General features: G+C 40.4%; 22 protein-coding genes. 18 read left to right on the forward strand and 4 right to left on the reverse strand.

What is annotated here, in order from left to right:
* Nucleotides 1-3: 3 nt before the first annotated feature.
* A complete protein-coding gene (locus ACYVBM_RS02345) occupies nt 4-1,119 on the reverse strand; it encodes a glycosyltransferase (RefSeq protein ID WP_460684004.1) in 1,116 nt (371 codons plus the stop codon).
* Between the two features lie 99 nt (nt 1,120-1,218).
* On the opposite strand from ACYVBM_RS02345, the gene ACYVBM_RS02350 reads away from it, so the two are divergent.
* Complete coding sequence (locus ACYVBM_RS02350) at nt 1,219-1,449, forward strand: hypothetical protein (RefSeq protein WP_460684005.1); 231 nt, start codon at nt 1,219-1,221, stop codon at nt 1,447-1,449.
* Nucleotides 1,450-1,480: 31 nt separating this feature from the next.
* On the opposite strand, the gene ACYVBM_RS02355 is transcribed toward ACYVBM_RS02350, so the two are convergent.
* The 3 genes from ACYVBM_RS02355 to ACYVBM_RS02365 form a co-directional block, all read right to left on the reverse strand.
* Nucleotides 1,481-3,028 (reverse strand): Rne/Rng family ribonuclease, encoded by a 1,548-nt coding sequence (locus ACYVBM_RS02355; RefSeq protein WP_460684006.1) that lies wholly within the window; start codon nt 3,026-3,028, stop codon nt 1,481-1,483.
* Between the two features lie 318 nt (nt 3,029-3,346).
* Nucleotides 3,347-4,243, reverse strand: coding sequence for a tetratricopeptide repeat protein (locus ACYVBM_RS02360; RefSeq protein ID WP_460684007.1), 897 nt, complete (start codon nt 4,241-4,243; stop codon nt 3,347-3,349).
* Between the two features lie 106 nt (nt 4,244-4,349).
* Nucleotides 4,350-4,673 carry an HU family DNA-binding protein gene (locus ACYVBM_RS02365; RefSeq protein WP_460684008.1) on the reverse strand — a complete coding sequence of 108 codons (324 nt, stop codon included), beginning with the start codon at nt 4,671-4,673 and terminating at the stop codon, nt 4,350-4,352.
* Nucleotides 4,674-4,841: 168 nt separating this feature from the next.
* Between ACYVBM_RS02365 and mutY the strand changes: the two genes are divergently transcribed.
* The 17 genes from mutY (at nt 4,842) to ACYVBM_RS02450 (ending at nt 19,360) form a co-directional block, all read left to right on the forward strand.
* A complete protein-coding gene (gene mutY, locus ACYVBM_RS02370) occupies nt 4,842-5,888 on the forward strand; it encodes an A/G-specific adenine glycosylase (protein ID WP_460684009.1) in 1,047 nt (348 codons plus the stop codon).
* Between the two features lie 226 nt (nt 5,889-6,114).
* The gene (locus tag ACYVBM_RS02375; RefSeq protein ID WP_460684010.1) at nt 6,115-6,537 is read left to right on the forward strand and encodes a single-stranded DNA-binding protein; all 423 of its coding nucleotides are present in this window, start codon (nt 6,115-6,117) and stop codon (nt 6,535-6,537) included.
* An 89-nt stretch (nt 6,538-6,626) separates the two neighbouring features.
* The gene (gldE, locus tag ACYVBM_RS02380) at nt 6,627-7,973 is read left to right on the forward strand and encodes a gliding motility-associated protein GldE (protein WP_460684011.1); all 1,347 of its coding nucleotides are present in this window, start codon (nt 6,627-6,629) and stop codon (nt 7,971-7,973) included.
* A gap of 44 nt (nt 7,974-8,017) precedes the next feature.
* Nucleotides 8,018-8,608 carry a DUF3109 family protein gene (locus ACYVBM_RS02385; protein ID WP_460684012.1) on the forward strand — a complete coding sequence of 197 codons (591 nt, stop codon included), beginning with the start codon at nt 8,018-8,020 and terminating at the stop codon, nt 8,606-8,608.
* A gap of 42 nt (nt 8,609-8,650) precedes the next feature.
* Nucleotides 8,651-10,036, forward strand: a complete 1,386-nt coding sequence (locus tag ACYVBM_RS02390; RefSeq protein ID WP_460684013.1) for a LutB/LldF family L-lactate oxidation iron-sulfur protein — start codon at nt 8,651-8,653, stop codon at nt 10,034-10,036.
* A gap of 254 nt (nt 10,037-10,290) precedes the next feature.
* A complete protein-coding gene (locus ACYVBM_RS02395) occupies nt 10,291-11,247 on the forward strand; it encodes a DUF2157 domain-containing protein (protein WP_460684014.1) in 957 nt (318 codons plus the stop codon).
* Nucleotides 11,237-12,310 (forward strand): DUF4401 domain-containing protein, encoded by a 1,074-nt coding sequence (locus tag ACYVBM_RS02400; RefSeq protein WP_460684015.1) that lies wholly within the window; start codon nt 11,237-11,239, stop codon nt 12,308-12,310. Before ACYVBM_RS02395 ends, ACYVBM_RS02400 begins: the two co-directional genes overlap by 11 nt.
* Nucleotides 12,297-12,785: a GDYXXLXY domain-containing protein gene (locus tag ACYVBM_RS02405; RefSeq protein ID WP_460684016.1), complete on the forward strand. Its 489-nt coding sequence runs from the start codon at nt 12,297-12,299 to the stop codon at nt 12,783-12,785. The genes ACYVBM_RS02400 and ACYVBM_RS02405 overlap by 14 nt, the downstream gene beginning before the upstream one ends.
* Before the next feature lie 64 nt (nt 12,786-12,849).
* Nucleotides 12,850-13,413, forward strand: a complete 564-nt coding sequence (locus ACYVBM_RS02410) for a helix-turn-helix domain-containing protein (RefSeq protein WP_460684017.1) — start codon at nt 12,850-12,852, stop codon at nt 13,411-13,413.
* Between the two features lie 78 nt (nt 13,414-13,491).
* A complete protein-coding gene (locus tag ACYVBM_RS02415; RefSeq protein WP_460684018.1) occupies nt 13,492-15,906 on the forward strand; it encodes a heavy metal translocating P-type ATPase in 2,415 nt (804 codons plus the stop codon).
* A 211-nt stretch (nt 15,907-16,117) separates the two neighbouring features.
* On the forward strand, nt 16,118-16,450 hold the full coding sequence (locus ACYVBM_RS02420; RefSeq protein WP_460684019.1) for an ArsR/SmtB family transcription factor: 333 nt from the start codon (nt 16,118-16,120) through the stop codon (nt 16,448-16,450).
* 36 nt (nt 16,451-16,486) lie between these two features.
* On the forward strand, nt 16,487-16,951 hold the full coding sequence (locus ACYVBM_RS02425) for an SRPBCC family protein (protein ID WP_460684020.1): 465 nt from the start codon (nt 16,487-16,489) through the stop codon (nt 16,949-16,951).
* Nucleotides 16,952-16,956: 5 nt separating this feature from the next.
* Complete coding sequence (locus ACYVBM_RS02430) at nt 16,957-17,340, forward strand: DoxX family protein (protein WP_460684021.1); 384 nt, start codon at nt 16,957-16,959, stop codon at nt 17,338-17,340.
* Between the two features lie 10 nt (nt 17,341-17,350).
* The gene (locus ACYVBM_RS02435) at nt 17,351-17,932 is read left to right on the forward strand and encodes a YdeI/OmpD-associated family protein (protein WP_460684022.1); all 582 of its coding nucleotides are present in this window, start codon (nt 17,351-17,353) and stop codon (nt 17,930-17,932) included.
* 225 nt (nt 17,933-18,157) lie between these two features.
* Entirely contained in the window at nt 18,158-18,535 is a 378-nt protein-coding gene (locus tag ACYVBM_RS02440; protein WP_460684023.1) for a YidH family protein, read from the forward strand.
* Between the two features lie 149 nt (nt 18,536-18,684).
* Nucleotides 18,685-18,900: a heavy-metal-associated domain-containing protein gene (locus ACYVBM_RS02445; protein WP_460684024.1), complete on the forward strand. Its 216-nt coding sequence runs from the start codon at nt 18,685-18,687 to the stop codon at nt 18,898-18,900.
* Between the two features lie 16 nt (nt 18,901-18,916).
* A complete protein-coding gene (locus ACYVBM_RS02450; protein WP_460684025.1) occupies nt 18,917-19,360 on the forward strand; it encodes a DUF3347 domain-containing protein in 444 nt (147 codons plus the stop codon).
* Nucleotides 19,361-19,429: the final 69 nt, after the last annotated feature.

The raw sequence follows: 19,429 nt of genomic DNA on the forward strand, positions 1-19,429 counted from the left end.
TTTTTACGGGATTGCAGATCGAGCGGTTGTGCAATCCTGTAAAAACTTATCTACGGCTTCAGGCAAAAGATCCGCATCGGGCCTGATAAATCCTTTATAAGAGAAACGGCCCGCTTTTTCCAGTAAGCCGGGCAAATCAAAATCGTGCTGCTTTCCACTTACTGCAAATTGATTTTTCATCAAATGATCGGCCAGGTATTCCTGCTCGGTTTGTCTGGGTGTAGGTACGAGTATCGCTTTTACCCTCGTTGCATTAATGTCCATAACAGAGCTATACCCGCTCCTGCACACAACGTATCCGGCCTCCTGCATTAACTGCCGCAGCTCATTTTTAGATAAGTGATTGTAAATCGTTACATTATTATTAAAAACAGGAACCTCTACATCCAAAGGGCGTCCTCTTACAATTGTTACAGGGGCTGTATGATTTTTAAGCTGTTTAAAAATCATATCTTCAAAAATGGTTCTTTGCGGTTCAGGCCCTGACAGAATAAAAAGAATATTTTTTTTACCGGCTTTTTCATCAACGGGCGTGGTGCGGGATAAAGGACCAATGTACCGGCACGGAGTGACAGGCATAACTGCCGGATGAGAAAGCTCCCCGGCCAGGTTAACAGCTCTTTCAAAATCAGGTATCCAGCAGGTTGAGAATTTTTTAATCCGCCTGTAATTAATGTTCCGGGCAAATTTATCGGCAATCTTACCTGCACCGGTTTTTATCTGCAACTGGTGTGTAATAAACACACAGGGCACAATGGCATGATACAAACCAAACCGGTTATCACTTATTATTCCATCGATGCAGTTGTCAGCTATTGCCTGTTTAAGCCAGTCGTTTTCAGCTTTTATTAAAGAAAGGATGCGTGGAAGCTGACGCATCATTTTTACCATCAATCCCCTGCCGCTATCCGCATATTTTACATTATAACCGTTTAATGATAAAAAATCACATTGAGGGAATTCAGTGTTTAGTATTTTCTTCTGAACCTCATTGCCTGCCAGCAGTACTTCAACATTTTTTTTTAATAATTCATCGATCACGGGCATGCAGCGGGTAGTATGCCCTAATCCCCAATCGAGCGGAGCAACCAATATTTTCAGCTTTTTAGAGTCCGGCATTGATGCAAATCAAAAAAATTAACTTACAAAATTGAACTTTTGGGAATAATTAATTGTAAAATAAAGTAAATTTACTATTCATTACGGTTGAAATGCTTCATGAATAAATATAGCAGAGATATTATTTTTTTGGTAAAAGATACCCGGTCTGTACCGCCCAGAGTAGAACATCTGAATGAAGTGATTGCGTGTGTTGACAATATCGATGGGTTCTGCAACGCCCATGAACTGGTGAACCGGAATCATATTACCTCTAAAAGAAATAAAATACTGGCTGCTGTACAAAAAGAGCAGCTAAAACCTTTTAGGTTCCTTATCAACAAAAATTAAAAATGGTAGCCTGTAAGCACTACCATTTTTTCTAAAATTTTATTTCCTCATCATTAGCATCAAAAAAATGATACTCTGTAAGATGATACGCCGTGTTTTTTTCTAACCGCGTTTTTTGCCCGAACCGTTTATTCCACTTAGATAGCTTGCTGTTCCACCAAAGGCCTTTGGTTAAATAAGCGTGCATGATAGGATTCACTACCAGCTTCAGGTTTTTATGCTTATGAGTGATCAGATAGTTCAGGTTCTTTTCAATTTCATCCTCCAGTACTAATGTAGAAGAGATTTTACCGCTGCCGTTGCAGCTGGGGCATACTTCCTGGGTATTGATGTTCACTTCGGGGCGCATACGCTGCCGTGTTATCTGCATCAGGCCAAACTTTGATATAGCCAATACAGAATGTTTCGCCCGGTCTGCAGCCATCACTTCCTCCATCACTTCATGCAGCTTTTTCTTATTCTCTGCAAGCTTCATATCAATAAAGTCAACCACAATGATCCCGCCAATATCCCTTAGCCTGAGCTGTCTTGCAATTTCAGCAGCAGCTTCCAGGTTGGTTTCAAGTGCGTTCTGCTCCTGGTTATTGCCTACATTTTTATAACCGCTGTTCACATCAATCACATGAAGCGCCTCTGTATGTTCGATAATCAGGTAAGCACCACTGTTAAGCGTTACAGTTTTTCCAAATGAACCTTTAACCTGCTTGGTAATACCCAATGCATCAAACACGTTTCCCTGCGCCTGATTTACGATTTCCGCTTTTTCGGGCGCAATACGCTGAATATAGTTCTTGGTTTCGTTAAAAATATTTTTATCGTTTGTTACGATGCGGTTATAATCCGCACTTAACAGATCTCTTAAGATGCTGTTGGTTTTGTTTTGCTCACTGAAAATTTTAGTAGGTGCTACAGCCCCTCTTAAATTTTGCTGTACAGTGCTCCAGATGTTTACCAGGTTGCCTAGGTCTTCATACAGTTCTGCGGTATTTTTACCTTCGGCTGCCGTTCTTACAATGACACCAAAATTTTTGGGTTTTACGGCCTCAATAATCTTTTGCAACCTTTTCCTTTCCTCAGACGAGTGAATCTTTTTAGATACCGCTACTATGTTATTAAAGGGGGTAATTACCACAAACCTGCCAGGAAGCGACAATTCACAGCTCAGGCGCGGACCTTTCGCCGCAATCGGCTCTTTCAGTATTTGTACCAGAACATGGGGCTTACCGCCCAAAACTTCACTGATCTTGCCGGTTTTTACTATTTCCGGCTCCACCTCAAATTTTGAAAAGTCTACGGGATTCGCATCTGTGGCCGACATGGCCAGATTGGTGAATTTCAATAATGACTTAGCGTAAGGGCTCAGATCCGTATAATGCAAAAACGCATCTTTTTCGAAACCTACATCTATAAAGGCAGCATTTAGTCCGGGCATCAGCCTCTTTACCTTACCCAGATAAAGATCACCAACAGCAAAGCGGGCGTCGCTTTTTTCGCTATGCAACTCTACCAGCTTCTTATCTTCTAATAAAGCTATTTCAACACCGGTAGGAGCGGCATTAATTACAATTTCTTTATTCATTACCTATGAACATGGCTATGTCTTTAAAAGTAAACTTAACCAACTTTATACGTTATTGTAATGCAAGGGAAAAGCATATGGCATTTAAGGCTGGAAAATGCATATAACGATAAAGGGTATGAAAACTGACAAAATCACATAAAACCCCGCAAAAGTAATCTACGGGGTTTTATGTAGAATATTTCCTAAAAAGCGTTTATTTCTTTTTATGACGGTTTTTTCTTAGTCTTTTTTTGCGTTTGTGAGTTGCAATTTTATGACGTTTTCTTTTTTTACCACAAGGCATAGTTCAAATAATTTTAATACGTTTAATAATAATTAATTCTGCTTTTTTAAAGCAATAATCCTTTTTTCAAGCTCAGCTTTCATTTCCGTATGATTGGTGGTCAACGGTAATGCTTTCTGATAAAATTTTAAAGCTTCCTGTTTATTTTCCTGTTTTTCGTAAATATCTGCCAGCAATAATACCGCCTGCAGGTTTTCAGGATCCAGCCGGGTTATTATTTCAAGACGCTCTTTGGCTTTATCTGTTTGTCCGCTCATTAGCGAACCCATAGCCAAAGTCATTTGCGCATATACATTCGTACTGTCTTTGGCAACCACATCTCTTATCTTGGCAATACCCTCCATTGGAGCATTGGATATGCCGCCAAACATATAAGTAGCACCTAAGCCTACTTTTGCCGAGTCGTTCCCGGGATTAAGCTTCAAAGATCTTTCGAACAAATCTTTTGCCTGCAGTGCCATCCACCTTGCCATCTCCGTATTTTCTACATGCTGCAGATTGTTCAAAAACAAATGGCCTGCAAAATTGAGGTTTTTTTCTGAATTTTCCAACCTTGCTTCTTCAGCCATATACCAGGCATAGGGCACAAAGGCCTTTATGCTATCTTTCCAAAAGCCCGAAAGCTGGTGGTAAGCATGTATTTTTTGTTGATTATCTGCTGTTCCGGAAACCGACGCCTCAAGCTGGCCGAGTCGAGATATGTTGCGCTCAGACAATTTGCTTTTTGCAACTTCTAAGGCACTATCAATTGAAAATGAAGAAATTAATACTCCGCCGACAGAAGATGGAGCGGGATGGTCATGGCCATCATCATGAGAATGTTCTTCATGAACAACTGATTTTGGTTCAGGTTTGGTCTTTCCAAAAGCCCAAAGCAAGCACAATACAGCTACTGCCAGAGATATAGTTAAATATTGGGGTTTTTTCACAATCCAAATATATTTTGATTGCAAAGTTAACCCCAATACTATATAAATTGTTTAAAAAGGAAAGGATAAAACAGGAAGCAGCTATATATTGTAGTTAGAGATATAGCTAATCATCACGATCTTCTCCAGGTCCATCGTCTGGCTTAGGCTCTTTTAATTTTTTTACCTCGATACTGAACTCCTTTGCTGGCTTAAAAGCAGGAATATAATGTTCAGGAATATGAACCGCTACATTTTTCTTAATATTGCGGCCGATTTTTGCAGCCCGCTTTTTGGTAATAAAGCTGCCAAAACCACGAATATAAATGTTTTCACCAGAAGCCAGCGTATCCTTAACTTCTTTAAACATTGTTTCCAGAGTTACCAGTACATCTACTTTAGGGATACCGGTTTTCTCAGAAATCTTATTAACCAAGTCCGCTTTTCGCATAATTTGATATTATTTTAACTACTAATTTAAATTGTATAACAGCATTTTACAAATAATACTTCTAAGATATTAACAATTATTAATCCAATTTTTTTCTTTCAGAAAAATAAATAAAAACTTTTGAACAATTTAACACATAAAACTCTGAATTTCAGCAAATTTTCAAAATTGTTGTTAAAGTGGCATGAAACAGACAATAAAAGACAAATGCCCTGGAAAGAAGAAAAAGATCCTTATAAAATATGGCTCAGTGAAATCATCCTGCAGCAAACAAGGGTAGAGCAGGGTATGGAGTATTATAATAGCTTTATACAGCACTTTCCTACGGTTAGCCACCTGGCCCTTGCCGAAGAAAAAAAAGTTTATAAGCTTTGGGAAGGCCTGGGCTATTATTCAAGATGCAGCAATCTGATAGCTACGGCAAAATATATTTACCGGGAACTGAAGGGCGTGTTTCCCCGTCAGTACGAAGAGATCCTTAACCTAAGGGGAATCGGCCCTTATACGGCTTCAGCTATTGCCTCTTTTGCCTTCAACCTGCCTTTTGCAGTAATAGATGGAAATGTATTCCGCATCCTGGCCAGGGTATTTGGTATTGCCGATGCTACAGACACCACTGCAGGCAGAAAAAAATTTACCCTCCTTGCTGCAGAACTTCTGGATAAAGAAAGACCAGGCAAATACAACCAGGCCATTATGGACTTTGGCGCTACGGTATGCAAGCCGGCGGTACCTTTATGCACCAGCTGTATTTTTAAAAAATACTGTGTAGCGTATACCCAAAACAGCATACAGGAACTGCCGGTAAAAGAAAAAAAGATAAAACAACGAAACCGTTTTTTTTATTTTTTCCTGATACAGTATCAGGGCACAATCGCTTTGCATGAAAGAACAGAAAAAGACATTTGGCGCCATCTCCACGGATTTCCCCTGATCGAGTTTCCCGACGCCACTGCTGCAGAACAGGCGGTTAAGGAGGCTAAGGGTTTAGGCTGGATTACGGAAGGAACTGCTATAAAAACACCAGATACCATTTACAGGCAAAAGCTTACGCATCAAAGCATTAGTGCCCGGTTTGTGTATGCATTTACCGATCAAAGGCCCGCGACAATGCAAACCTATAAATGGGTGGCTGTTAAGGACCTTAAAGATTATTCTTTTCCTAAAATAATTAACGACTTTTTATCGGGCAGCAAGGATGCGGGAGCCGAATAACACAGTTTGGCTGAAGTTAAACACCCCCATAATATATCTATATTTCCAGGTTGAGCAGCCCGCCAAAAAGGCACACGCAGCAGCATCAGTTTTGATGTTTCTTTTTTAACAACAAAAAAGCTTTATGCATCAGCCGGAAGCATTATTTTTTCAAATGCCTAAAAAAAATTAATTTTATAGTACTATAGCTTCATACATACTTACATAAGAAAAATTTATACTTATTATGAGAGGTGTTAACCGCGTAATGTTGATTGGTAATTTGGGAAAAGACCCTGAAGTGCAACTGCTTGAAGGAAATATCTCCGTTGCAAAATTTCCTCTGGCCACAACGGAAACTTTTAAAGACAGGTCGGGCAAACTGGTATCGCAAACAGAATGGCATACCGTTGTTCTGTGGCGTGGCCTTGCAGATCTTGCCCAGAAGTTTTTACACAAATCGAGCCTTGTATATATTGAGGGGAGATTACGTACACGCAGCTGGGAGGATAAAGATGGTGTAAAAAAATATATTACTGAAGTAGTAGGTGAAAACCTGATCATGCTGGATAAAAAAGCAGAAGGCCTTTCCCAAGAGCATGAGGAACCGGCACCCAATGATCACCCGCCGGCAACAGACAACAATGAGGCCGGTAGCATCAGTTTTTAAAGAACATACGGATATCTTATTTTTAATATAAATGTATACATTCATATTTGTATTAAGCGCCTGTTTAAAACCTTATTAATTAATTTGTTTTGGATACACCGGCCTTTGCTATTTTATTGCTGAACCCCTTACTGCAGATAGAGCTGCAGGCTACCCCGCAAAGCAGTACTATACTGGTTGTGGTTCTTTTATTGCTTATATTCCTGTCTTTTTCAGTTGCCGGATCACAGGCCGCCATTTTTTCTCTTAATGAAAAAGATATAGATGTTTTAAAAACGAGACAGCAGCCTGCCGCCCGCAGAATTATTGACCTGCTGGATGAGCCCAAAGAAGTATATACTTCCATGGTGATATCCAAAACCATCCTGAACATCTGTCTTATTATTTTAACCAATTACCTGATTAATCAATATACACCGCCTGAATATTTGCACAGCGGATATTCTATTGCCCTAAAATGGCTGCTTATCGCTTTACTGATCATTTTTCCACTGGAAATATTTCCCCGTGTATGGGCAAGGCAAAACAGCCTACGCTTTGCATACGAATGGCCTGTATTGCTTTTTATTGTAGAAATAATCCATTACATTTTACGAAGGATGAGCAAAGGGATCGTGGCCGTTGCGTATGGCCTTGGTAAGGTGCTGGGTACTGAAAATGCTGAAGCTAACAGCCTGCAGGAATTTGATGAAGCCATTGATGTGCAAACAGATGACGAAGCTTCTCCGGAAGAGAAAAACATCATGAAAAGCATTGTAAAGTTCGGCAAGATATCGGTGAAGAAGATAATGCGCAGCCGCCTGTATGTAAACGGTATAGAGTATCACACTCCTTTTACCGAACTGATCGAAAAAATAAAAGACCTGCAATATTCACGCCTTCCCATTTATAAAGGTAACTTGGATGAAATTGAAGGCATTCTTAATACCAAAGACCTTATTCCTCATTTATACGAAACGGATTTTGACTGGCATACCGTGATCAGGGCGCCCTATTTTGTTCCTGATTCCAAGCTTATTGAAGACCTGCTTCTGGAGTTCCAGAAAAAGCGTGTACACTTTGCTATTGTTGTAGATGAATTTGGCGGAACCAGCGGTATTGTTACAATGGAAGATATCCAGGAAGAAGTTATAGGGGATATAAAAGATGAGTTCGACGAAGATGAAATCAATAATAAAAAAGTAGACGATCATACCTACCTGTTTGATGGCAGCACCATGCTTCGTGATGTATGCAGGATCATGCAGCTACCTGTAAATACATTTGATTCCGTAAGGGGAGATAATGAATCGCTTGGCGGCCTGATCAATGAAATATCCGGCGAACTGCCTCATGAAGGCACCGTTGTGCAGTCCGGCGATTTTGAGTTTACCGTGCTTGAAGTAGAAAGAAACCGTGTAAAAAAAGCACAGGTAGTAATTAAAACAAAGGAATAATATACACCGTAGACCGATCCGTTGCATTGCATTACTTTTGCATAATGATTATAATCGACAACAAAATAATTAGCGACGATGTGGCAGAGGCTCAGTTCGTGTGCGATCTTTCCAAATGTAAAGGCGCCTGCTGTGAAGAAGGCGACGCCGGTGCACCGTTAAGCATCGAGGAGCTGAAAGAGGTGGATCAATATTACGAGATCATTCAGGCTTATATGACCAAAGATGCCATTGAAGAAGTAGAAAAAAAAGGCAGGTACCTGTATGATGATGAGTTTGGCTGGGTAACTCCTACCCTGCCCAGTGATAATGAAATTTGCGTTTACGCTTACCGTGAAGAGAATGGCCTGATCAAATGTGCGTTTGAGCAGGCTTATAATGATGGAAAAATACAATGGAAAAAACCCATCAGCTGCCACCTGTACCCCATTATAGCTTACAAAGGCAGGCATGGAGACTACGAACGCCTGAATTACGAACCACGTAAAAAGCTATGCAGCCCTGCGTGTAAGCTGGGAGAAAAATTAAAGGTTCCGGTTTACCAGTTTTTAAAAGAACCATTAATAAGAAAATACGGAGCTGCATTTTACGAGGTGCTGGAGCAAGCTGTAGCTGCGCATGAAAACGGAGCCTGAGCAAAGCCTTTACATTCTTAAACCTATCTGTTATTTCTTCATATGTCCCATTCATCTACAGCCTTTCAAAAGAAAAGCAAAGAAAAAGCAGCAGACAGAGATCACCGCCAGGTTATCAACTTTAATATCGGGCGGTACAATGCCTCTGTGCCTGCAGGCAAAAAACAGTTTGCTGATGTATCCCTTGCCCGTGAACGGGCTAAAAACTTAAAGTGGAAGGCGATTGAGACCCTGGACCAGCAGCTTGAAAATTTTGAAGCGCTCATTACAGGCCGCGGCGCAAAAGTGATCTGGTGTGAAGATGCTAAACAGGCTATGGATGAGATCGTGGCCATTTGCAAAGCAAAAAATTGCCGCACGCTGGTAAAAAGCAAAAGCATGGTTACCGAGGAAATACACCTGAACAGGCATCTGGAAGCGCATGGTATTGAAAGTATCGAAACGGATTTAGGGGAGTACATCCAGCAGCTGGATGGCGAAACCCCATATCATATTGTAACACCGGCCATGCATAAAAGCAAGGCCGACATTGCCAGGTTATTTGCCGATAAGCTGGGTACTGATCCCGGTCTTAGTGCAGAACAACTAACACTCATAGCCCGCGATAAGCTGCGCCAGAAATATGCTGAAGCGGAAGTAGGCGTTACAGGAGCCAACTTTATCATTGCGGATATCGGTGGCATTGCGATTACGGAAAATGAAGGAAATGCAAGATTAAGCTGCTCCATGCCGAAAACGCATATTGTAATTGCAGGCATTGAAAAAATGATCCCTTCAATGACAGACCTTGCATTATTCTGGCCGCTTTTGGCCACCTTTGGAACAGGACAACGTATCACTTCTTACAGTACGATCGTTACCGGCCCCCGGCAGCCCGGAGAAACGGATGGCCCGGAAGAAATGTACGTAATACTGCTGGATAACGGGCGCACCAATATGCTGGCCAATGAAAAAACACGCGAGGCCCTGTACTGTATCCGCTGTGGAGCCTGCTTAAACGCCTGCCCGGTTTATAAAAATATTGGCGGCCATACTTATGACACTACCTACAGCGGCCCTATCGGCTCTGTTATTACACCGCACTTAAAGCCTATGAAGGAATGGAAGCACTTAAGCCATGCTTCTTCACTTTGTGGTAACTGTACCGAAGTATGTGCGGTAAGAATAAATCTTCACGAACTGCTTTTGGAAAACCGCCACGAAGCACGGCAGCAGGGCCATGCTCCTTTGGCAGAAAAAGTAGCCTGGAAAATGTGGAAGGCGGGAATGCTGAAGCGCAGATGGATGAATATAGCCAATGGTAATATAAAAACAAAGGTAATTAATTCTATTGCAGACGCCTGGACTAAAGATCGCAGCAGGCTTGTGTTCCCTAAAAAGTCCTTTAACGAATTGTGGGCTGAGCGGAGGAAAGAATCTAAAGATTAACCGGCCTGGCTCATTTCTTCTGGAAATGCAGAGACGCTTCAGTTGTTAGCGGTAATTGCCTGATGCGCCGCCTGGCGGGTAAAGAGTTATTGTACAAAGCCTGTATAGAGCTACTATACTTCATGTAATAACAATGACTTATAATTTAGCTTTGGGCCTTTGCTTTTAGCCTCTGTATAATATTTTTTCAGATCGCTATTCTTTAATACTTTAATAAAAGCGAATACTGAAAACGAACAACTTAAAAAAAACCGATGCAAAATATACAGCGGGAAGACATTTATATCATTAGCAGACATAGCAGCTTAACCGAGCAAGGAGCTGACAAAATCCTGAAAAAAAATGTATATCATAATAAAGAGGCATGGCAAAAATTTTTGCTGCTGTTTTTTATAAGCCTTGGTATTGGTTTTGCGGCATCGGGGATCGTTTTTTTCTTTGCTTACAATTGGGCAGATCTGCACAGGTTTACTAAAACAGGGCTTATAGAGCTGCTGATCATTGCAACAACGTGCCTTGTATTATTTCTTAAAATCAATATTACCGGCAGGAATATCATACTTACTGCTGCAGCGGTTCTGGTAGGCGTTTTGTTTGCCGTATTCGGACAGATCTATCAAACAGGCGCCAATGCATATGACTTCTTCCTGGCCTGGACGCTTTTTATAACTTTATGGGTATTTGTTGCAGGCTTTGCACCTTTATGGCTGCTATACCTAATTCTGATCAATACAACACTTATTTTGTACGCGCAGCAGGTTGCGGGGAACTGGTCGGAAGTGCTTGTTTTTACCCTGCTTTTCATCATTAATGCCGCTGTACCGGTTACTGCTGCTTTAATTGCCAGGTACAGGAAAATGGCCAACATGCCTGTCTGGTTCTTGCATACAGTGGCGCTGGCTGCTGTAATTTCCGCTACTACCGGGATTATTACCGGGATTTTTGATGATCACCAGGTTGCCTTCCCTGTATTGATCTTACTTACTTTAACAGGATTTACATTAGGTATATGGTACGCGCTGAAAACAAAAAACGGTTTTTATCTTGCTATCATTCCCTTCGGTATTATTGTAATCATGTCAGCCTTGTTTATCAAAATATCAGATGGAGAAATGATGTTCCTGCTAGTCGGCCTGTTTATTATAACCTCCGTTACTTTGGTTATCAAAAACCTGGTCACTTTTCAAAAGAAATGGAAAAATGAGAAATAAGGACCACATAGAAGAACTGCTGGATTATTTACAAACTACTCAGGAGAAAGAACTGCGGTACAATAAAGAGGCTATTGAGTCTGCTTATCAAAAAAGTAACGATGATCAATCGCTGATTATAAAAATACTGTCTGTTCTGGGCGGCTTACTGGCAAGCCTTGCCCTTTTGGGCTTTCTTTTTATTGCAGGGCTGTACAGATCCAACCCGGGCTTATTAATCTTTGGAGCACTTTGTATAGTCGGTGCTGTCTGGATCAACAAAAAGCATGATAAAATAATTATCGACACATTAAGTGTTTCCTTTTTTATCATTGGCTTTATCCTGTTGGGACTGGGAATGGGTGGCTTAAAAATAACCGGAACTACTATTAGTATAGCCTTTATACTTATTGCGTTTCTCTCATTAAGTATAGTGCCGCATTACATTCTTTCTTTTCTTGCTGTTCTGATAATAAACGGAAGTATTTTAACGCTCATTATATTAAACAAAGCTTACGATCTTATTCATATTTACGTTGCAGCACTTGCACTGGCTGTAGCGTATCTTTTCCTGAAAGAATCTAAAATAATTACAGCCGGTAAAGCATTAGCCAGACTTTACGCCCCTGCGAGAGCTGGATTGATCTTATCATTTTTGGCAGGTCTGGTATTTCTTGGTAAAAAAGACCTCGTTCCTGTATCGCCAGACTATATATGGCTATCATCTGTAATCATTATTGCTGCGATACTTTATTTGATATTCATTCTGTTTAGTATGCTGAATATAACCAGGGCACAGCATAAAACCGTCATATACATTTTCGCCGTTCTTATATTATTGCCATCCGCATTGTCGCCAGCCATACCAGGTGCCGTTCTGATCATTTTACTGGGCTTCCTGGTAAACTATACAACCGGTTTTGTTTTGGGTATTATTGCATTCATATACTTTATTGCACAGTATTATTATGATCTTCATTTTACGCTGCTGACCAAATCTGTCCTCTTGCTTTTAACCGGCGTATTTTTTATATCACTTTATTTATTCACCCACAAGAAACTGACTACTAATGAAAAAATATAAATGGTTCATTATATTGCTGAACCTCATTTTCTTACTGATCTATTTCAATAACTCTGTTGCGAAAAAAGAGGCACTGTTAAAGAACGGGCAATTGATATTGCTGGAGCTTGCCCCTGTTGACCCCCGTTCTTTAATGCAGGGAGATTACATGGCTTTGCGCTATAAAATTTCGGAAGATATTGGTTCTGCAAACATTACAAAACGTGGTTATTGCGTTGTTCTGCCAGACACAAATCAAATAGCCAGGCGCGTCCGATTTCAAGAGCACCGGACACCCCTGAATAAAGGAGAGTATCTTATTGAATATACCTCTCCGGATCAATGGAGCATTAACATAGGAGCAGCATCTTTCTTTTTCCAGGAAGGGCATGCAGCCAGATATGACAAGGCCAAATACGGAGGCATAAAAACAGACAAAAACGGAAACAGCCTGTTAACAGGACTTTATGACGAGGATTTGAAAAAAATAGAATAAAGATTGTATATACACCTACATAGGTCTATTTTTGAGAATATGCCGAAAGCGGTGAGGAATAAATATGAGCACACTTTTTATAAAAAATATGGTCTGTAACCGCTGCATTATGGTGGTACAGAATGAACTGGAAAAGCTCGGTTTAGCTATTGAAAATATTAAGCTGGGCGAAGTAACACTTAAAAAAGAGCCTACACCAGGAGAAAAAGAACTATTGGCGAAAGTATTGACCACTCTCGGGTTCGAGCTTATTGATGATAAAAAAAGCAGGATCATTGAGAAGATAAAAAATGTTATTATCGACCTGGTGCACTACCAGGATAATGATACTAAAAATAATTTGTCGGACATTTTAAGCCGGGAATTACATCACGACTACAACTACTTGTCGAACCTGTTTTCAGAAGTAGAAGGCACTACTATTGAGAAATATTTTATTGCTCAGAAAATAGAAAAGGTAAAGGAACTACTGGAGTACGATGAGTTATCGTTAAGCGAGATTGCTTCCCGTTTAAATTATTCAAGTGTGGCCTATTTAAGCAACCAGTTCAAAAAAGTGACCGGACTTACTCCAAGCCATTTTAAACAGATCAGGGAAGATAAAAGAAAGCCCTTGGACGAAGTGTAAATATTACAAATCAATTCCATAATTGCACAATAGCTGCCACAGGCATTATTGCCAACTTTGTATTGTAATATACAGGCTATGGCAACAAATCATCAACAAACAATATATCTGCCTTTAGAAAATGTAGAAAGTGAGCATTGTGCACTAATTGTAGAGAAAGGGCTGGCGCAGGTTAAAGGTGTAGAGAGTCATAAGGTAGAACTGAACAACCGCAGGGCAGTTATTACCGCAGAAGACAACGAAGCTGTGGCAGAAGCAGTTAAAGCCATTAAAGGCCTGGGATATGGCGTTACCACTGTTAAAAATACTTTTCCTGTATTGGGCATGAGTTGTGCCTCCTGCGCAAATAGCGCCGAAAGCATTGTTAAATATGCAGAGGGCGTGATTAATGCTTCTGTAAATTTTGCTACAGGCAATCTTACTGTAGAATATTTACCCAACATCACAGATGCTGCGAAGCTGCAGAAAGCGGTACAATCCGTTGGTTATGATTTACTCGTAGAAGAGGAACCCAAACAGCAGGAAACATTGGAAGCTATTCATGCTCATCAATTCAAGCAACTTAAAAACAAAACCTTATGGGCAATTATACTAACGCTCCCGGTAGTGGTGACAGGGATGTTTTTTATGGAGATCTCCTATGCCAATGAAATCATGTGGCTGTTCGCAACACCTGTTGTATTGTGGATGGGAAAAGATTTTTTCATTAATGCATGGAAGCAGGCACGGCATCGTTCTGCCAATATGGATACGCTGGTGGCACTGAGTACCGGCATTGCTTATATTTTCAGTGTATTCAATATGCTTTTTCCAGATTTCTGGCATCAAAGAGGGCTGCACGCTCACGTATATTTTGAAGCAGCAGCTGTAGTGATCACATTTATTCTGTTAGGAAAACTACTGGAAGAAAAAGCCAAAGGAAGCACCTCATCGGCTATTAAAAAGCTGATGGGCTTACAGCCCAAAACCGTATTGGTGATACAGGCGGACGGAACGGAAAAACACACAACCATTGAGGCCGTAAACGCAGGTGATATTATCCTGGTAAAGCCCGGTGAAAAAATTGCGGTAGACGGAATGCTGATTTCTGGGAGTTCATACGTAGATGAAAGTATGCTGAGCGGGGAGCCTGTTCCGGTACTGAAAAAAGAAAACGACCAAGTATTTGCCGGAACGATCAACCAAAAGGGCAGCTTCAGGTTTAAAGCCTTGAAAGTGGGTAAAGAAACCATGCTTGCGCAGATCATTAAAATGGTGCAGGATGCGCAGGGCAGTAAGGCACCTGTACAAAAACTGGTCGATAAGATTGCAGGTATTTTTGTTCCGATAGTTATAGCAATAGCCATACTTACTTTTGTATTATGGTTGTTATTGGGTGGTGATAATGGTACGGTGCAGGGGCTATTGGCAGCCGTTACGGTATTGGTAATTGCCTGTCCCTGTGCATTAGGATTGGCTACCCCTACAGCTATTATGGTAGGTGTAGGCAAAGGAGCGGAAAACGGCATTTTAATCAAAGATGCCGAAAGTCTGGAGCTGGCTAAGAAAATAAAGGCCGTTGTATTGGATAAAACCGGAACCATTACCGAAGGCAGGCCGCAGGTAACTGGCATCCAATGGCTGCATAATGATGATACAACTAAAAATATTTTATTAAGCATTGAAAAGCAATCAGAACATCCATTGGCCGAAGCAATAGTAAAACATCTGGAAGGAGTGCCCGCTATGTACTTATCAGGGTTCGACAGCATTACAGGTAAAGGAGCAAAAGCCAGTTGTAATAATACAACTTATTTCGCCGGTAATAAAAAACTATTAGCAGAGAACAATATCAATATTGCAGATGAGTTGTTAAAACAAGCGGATAAATGGAGTGAACAATCCAAAACAGTAATATGGTTTGCAGATAATGAACAGGCACTTTCAGTAATCGCTATTTCAGACAAGATTAAAGAAACATCGGTAGCTGCTATTAAGCAAATGCAGGAAATGGGCATAGAAACCTATATGCTTACGGGCGATAATGAAGCCACTGCTCAGGCCATTGCGCAGCAAACAGGCATCAGGCATTACAAGGCAGAAGTATTACCACAGCATAAAGCGGACTTTATAAAAGAATTGCAACAGCAAGGAAAAATTGTTGCAATGGTAGGAGATGGAATCAACGATAGTACCGCCCTTGCCACTGCAGATGTAAGTATTGCTATGGGTAAGGGAAGTGATATTGCAATGGATGTGGCTAAAATGACGATCATTTCATCTGATCTTAGCAGGATACCACAGGCAATCCGCCTGTCTAAGCAAACCGTAGCCACCATTCAACAAAACCTGTTCTGGGCATTTATCTATAATGTGATCGGTATTCCAATTGCAGCAGGTATTCTTTATCCTTTTAACGGCTTTTTATTAAATCCAATGATCGCAGGTGCAGCAATGGCATTGAGCAGCGTAAGCGTAGTAACGAACAGCCTGCGCCTGAGGTGGAAGAAATAGGCTTATTTCCATTTGGGCATCACCTCTTTTGTTTCGTTTAGATTCACAAAAGAACCCTGCCCGGCAGCCATCATTAACGCAAAGCAAGTAGGTTTCGCCTGGTAAAAAAATTTCCGAATAATTTGCGTAGCCAAATAACTACACTTATATTTGTAGCCAAATGACTTCATAAATAAAACAAAGCGCGATCCAATAAATAAAAAACCAACTGATGAATTTAAGGCGAGATGTATTTCAGGCTATTGCCGACCCTACAAGAAGAGCCATACTGCTGTTAGTTGCATCCCAATCTATGACAGCAGGCGCGATTGCGTCAAATTTTGACACGGCACGGCCCACTGTTTCAAAACACCTGCAAATTCTAACAGAGTGCGAATTACTTGAGCAGGAGCAAAGCGGCAGAGAAGTTCATTATCGCATCAATGGTAAAAAGATGAAAGAGGTAGCGGATTTCATTGAGCCTTTCCGCAAAATGTGGGACGACAGGTTTAATAAACTGGAAGCCGTAATGAAATCGAAAATTCAGGAATACAAAAGGAAATAATCATTAGTGAGTAAAAACTATAAAAGCAAATAGACAATGGAACAAAAAACAAAAGTCTATGCCGAAGAGGGAAAGCAGGAAATCATCATTACACGGGAATTTGATTTGCCTGTAGAACATCTTTTTAAAGCTTATGAAGAGCCTGAACTTTTTGAGCAATGGATGGGAACGAAAGTGCTGAAAATGGAAAATAAAAAACACGGCTCTTATGCTTTTGAAACATCGCACAATGGCAACGTCGTTTTCAGGGCAAACGGAACAATACACGAATTTATTCCGAACCAAAGAATTACACGAACATTTGAAATGGAAAACACGTCCTTTCCTGTTCAGCTTGAATACCTGGAGTTTGAAAACCTAACAGGCGATACAAGTAAGCTCACAATGCACATTGTGTTCAAGTCCATTGAATTCAGAAACCAGTTATTGCAAATGCATTTTGCACAAGGCATCAATATGGCACATACCAGGCTACAGGAAATCATCCATAAACTAAAATAACAAATATGAAAAAGCGAAATAAAATCGTCTATTGGATTATAACCCTATTTCTGTCAATAGGAATGACGGCAGGAGGCATACAACAATTACTACAAATAGGTGGTTACAATGAAATAGTAGCCGCATTGGGCTATCCGTTATATTTTTTAAGCATCCTTGGCGTATGGAAACTGTTAGGTGTTATTGCGATTCTTATCCCTAAATTTCCATTACTGAAAGAATGGGCTTACGCAGGATTTTTCTTTGTCATGTCAGGCGCGTTTGTTTCACATTTAGTAGCTGGACAATCATTTGCTGAAGCTATTCCCTCATTAGTACTATTATCGGTAACGGTTTTATCATGGTATTTCCGGCCAGCCGATAGAAAAATCATTCCTGAAAAGAATTAAATCGACTTCAATGAACGGACAGGCAGAACAATTTTTCGGAAAGGCAAAAAAATGGAAAGACGAATTTCACTTATTACGTAAAATCATTCGTGAAAACCCATCGCTTGAAGAAGATTACAAATGGATGCATCCCTGCTACACCTTTGAAGGGAAAAACATCGTACTCATTCACGGTTTTAAGGAATATTGTGCCTTATTGTTTCATAAAGGCGCTTTGCTGAAAGACCCTGAAAATATATTGATTCAGCAAACCGAAAATGTGCAGTTGGCAAGACAAATCAGGTTTACGAATATAGAACAAATCACACAACTGGAACCCGTTATTAAAAATTATATTAAAGAAGCCATTACCGTTGAAAAATCGGGAAAGAAAGTAACAATGAAGACGACCGCCGGCCATCCTGCTCCCGAAGAGTTTCAGAAAGTTTTAGACCAGAATAAAGCATTAAACAAAGCATTTTACTCCCTGACACCCGGCCGGCAAAAAGGATATTTACTTTACTTCAACCAGGCCAAACAATCCAAAACAAGGCAAGCGAGGATTGAAAAATATATTCCGAAAATTCTTGAGAACAAAGGTTTAGATGACTGATAAACAAGATCTGCATCGTTCGTAAGGATGTGGTGCAATATTGAACCGACAAAGCTCGTTCAAATTATTTATCGTTTGCAGGAAAGATGCCCGGTGTCCGATGATGCCACCCCGGTTGCTGTAGAAAAGTAATAGGCCGCTGTATTACGCTTTCCTCATTGTAGCATTTATAAATGGAAAATCTGACTGCAGTCCGGCAGGCTTCTTGTATGTTTGGTATAAAAAATGGAAAATAAACAAAAAGGGAAACCCAATGACCATCTTGCCAATGAAAGAACTTTCCTGGCGTGGATCAGAACCAGCATAGGAATCATGGGCTTTGGCTTTATTGTGGTTAAATTTTCAATGTTTATCAGGCAGGTTTCACAAATCGTTGGCAAACAGGTAACCGCTCCCCCAACAGGATATTCAGGTATTATAGGTGTTATACTGGTTGCAATAGGTTCGTTAACCGCTGCCATGGCCTATATCAATTACAAGAAGATAGAAAAACAGATTGCCTCGGACAACTATTCCAGCTCTAATCCGCTAATCACTTATCTTACTGCTGGCATGGTACTTATAAGCGTTATCCTGATCTGGTACCTGATCAAAAATATCTGAGCCCGGCGCGGCGGGAGGTTTTTAATCATCCGGACCTGCCAGTTCTTTAAACCCGTAAATCTCATAAATCAAACAGGAAATAACACAATAGCTGGCAGCATTCTTATGTTGAACTTTGTACTCATTATTAACGTGTAAATTCAAAGAAAATGGAACATAAAAATTTTCAGTTTAAAACAAATATCAATTGCGGCGGATGTGTAACATCAGTAAAACCTTATTTAGATAACGCAAAAGGCATTGGTGAATGGAATGTAGACATCAACAATAAAGACAAGGTGCTTACCGTTAAATCAGAAGGAATTACCGGCAAAGAAATAATAGAAACAGTACAGAAAGCAGGATTTAAAATAGAGATTTTATAAACGTAAAATATTAACAATGAAAAAGAGTTTAATAATGCTGGTAATATTATTGGCGGGGTGTACAGCATTTGCCCAAAACACGGATCACTTCCTGAACAGCTACATCAACGTAAAGAACGCTTTGGTAAACAGCGATAGCAAAAACGCTTCACAGGCTATCAGCATACTATATCAATCAGTAAAAGACGAAAGGAGTTTTGAGCTAAAAGATGCGTTACTGAAAGCCACTGAAAAGCTAAGCCAGGCAAGTGGTATTGAAAAGCAAAGAGCGGCGTTCAATGATGTATCTACTATAATGTGGAAGCTTGTAAAAAGCGACAACAAGGCAGGCCAGGCAGTCTATTATCAATACTGCCCGATGAAGAAAGCTTATTGGTTAAGTAAAGAGAAAGAAATCAGAAATCCTTACTACGGTTCATCAATGCTTACGTGCGGAAAGGTGGCAGAAACAAAATCATAATCTTTAAGGCATCGCTGATGAGCGGCGCCTTTCAAAATATATTTCAACACGATTTTAAAACGGGTCAAA

It is taken from the genome of Niabella aquatica, assembly GCF_054779315.1.

Coding starts and splice junctions, on each gene's coding strand:
- ACYVBM_RS02345 (WP_460684004.1), bottom strand. CDS start 1,119: ATGCCGGACTCTAAAAAGCTGAAAATATTGGTTGCTCCGCTCGATTGG.
- ACYVBM_RS02350 (WP_460684005.1), top strand. CDS start 1,219: ATGAATAAATATAGCAGAGATATTATTTTTTTGGTAAAAGATACCCGG.
- ACYVBM_RS02355 (WP_460684006.1), bottom strand. CDS start 3,028: ATGAATAAAGAAATTGTAATTAATGCCGCTCCTACCGGTGTTGAAATA.
- ACYVBM_RS02365 (WP_460684008.1), bottom strand. CDS start 4,673: ATGCGAAAAGCGGACTTGGTTAATAAGATTTCTGAGAAAACCGGTATC.
- ACYVBM_RS02375 (WP_460684010.1), top strand. CDS start 6,115: ATGAGAGGTGTTAACCGCGTAATGTTGATTGGTAATTTGGGAAAAGAC.
- ACYVBM_RS02385 (WP_460684012.1), top strand. CDS start 8,018: ATGATTATAATCGACAACAAAATAATTAGCGACGATGTGGCAGAGGCT.
- ACYVBM_RS02390 (WP_460684013.1), top strand. CDS start 8,651: ATGTCCCATTCATCTACAGCCTTTCAAAAGAAAAGCAAAGAAAAAGCA.
- ACYVBM_RS02395 (WP_460684014.1), top strand. CDS start 10,291: ATGCAAAATATACAGCGGGAAGACATTTATATCATTAGCAGACATAGC.
- ACYVBM_RS02400 (WP_460684015.1), top strand. CDS start 11,237: ATGAGAAATAAGGACCACATAGAAGAACTGCTGGATTATTTACAAACT.
- ACYVBM_RS02405 (WP_460684016.1), top strand. CDS start 12,297: ATGAAAAAATATAAATGGTTCATTATATTGCTGAACCTCATTTTCTTA.
- ACYVBM_RS02410 (WP_460684017.1), top strand. CDS start 12,850: ATGAGCACACTTTTTATAAAAAATATGGTCTGTAACCGCTGCATTATG.
- ACYVBM_RS02415 (WP_460684018.1), top strand. CDS start 13,492: ATGGCAACAAATCATCAACAAACAATATATCTGCCTTTAGAAAATGTA.
- ACYVBM_RS02420 (WP_460684019.1), top strand. CDS start 16,118: ATGAATTTAAGGCGAGATGTATTTCAGGCTATTGCCGACCCTACAAGA.
- ACYVBM_RS02425 (WP_460684020.1), top strand. CDS start 16,487: ATGGAACAAAAAACAAAAGTCTATGCCGAAGAGGGAAAGCAGGAAATC.
- ACYVBM_RS02430 (WP_460684021.1), top strand. CDS start 16,957: ATGAAAAAGCGAAATAAAATCGTCTATTGGATTATAACCCTATTTCTG.
- ACYVBM_RS02435 (WP_460684022.1), top strand. CDS start 17,351: ATGAACGGACAGGCAGAACAATTTTTCGGAAAGGCAAAAAAATGGAAA.
- ACYVBM_RS02440 (WP_460684023.1), top strand. CDS start 18,158: ATGGAAAATAAACAAAAAGGGAAACCCAATGACCATCTTGCCAATGAA.
- ACYVBM_RS02445 (WP_460684024.1), top strand. CDS start 18,685: ATGGAACATAAAAATTTTCAGTTTAAAACAAATATCAATTGCGGCGGA.
- ACYVBM_RS02450 (WP_460684025.1), top strand. CDS start 18,917: ATGAAAAAGAGTTTAATAATGCTGGTAATATTATTGGCGGGGTGTACA.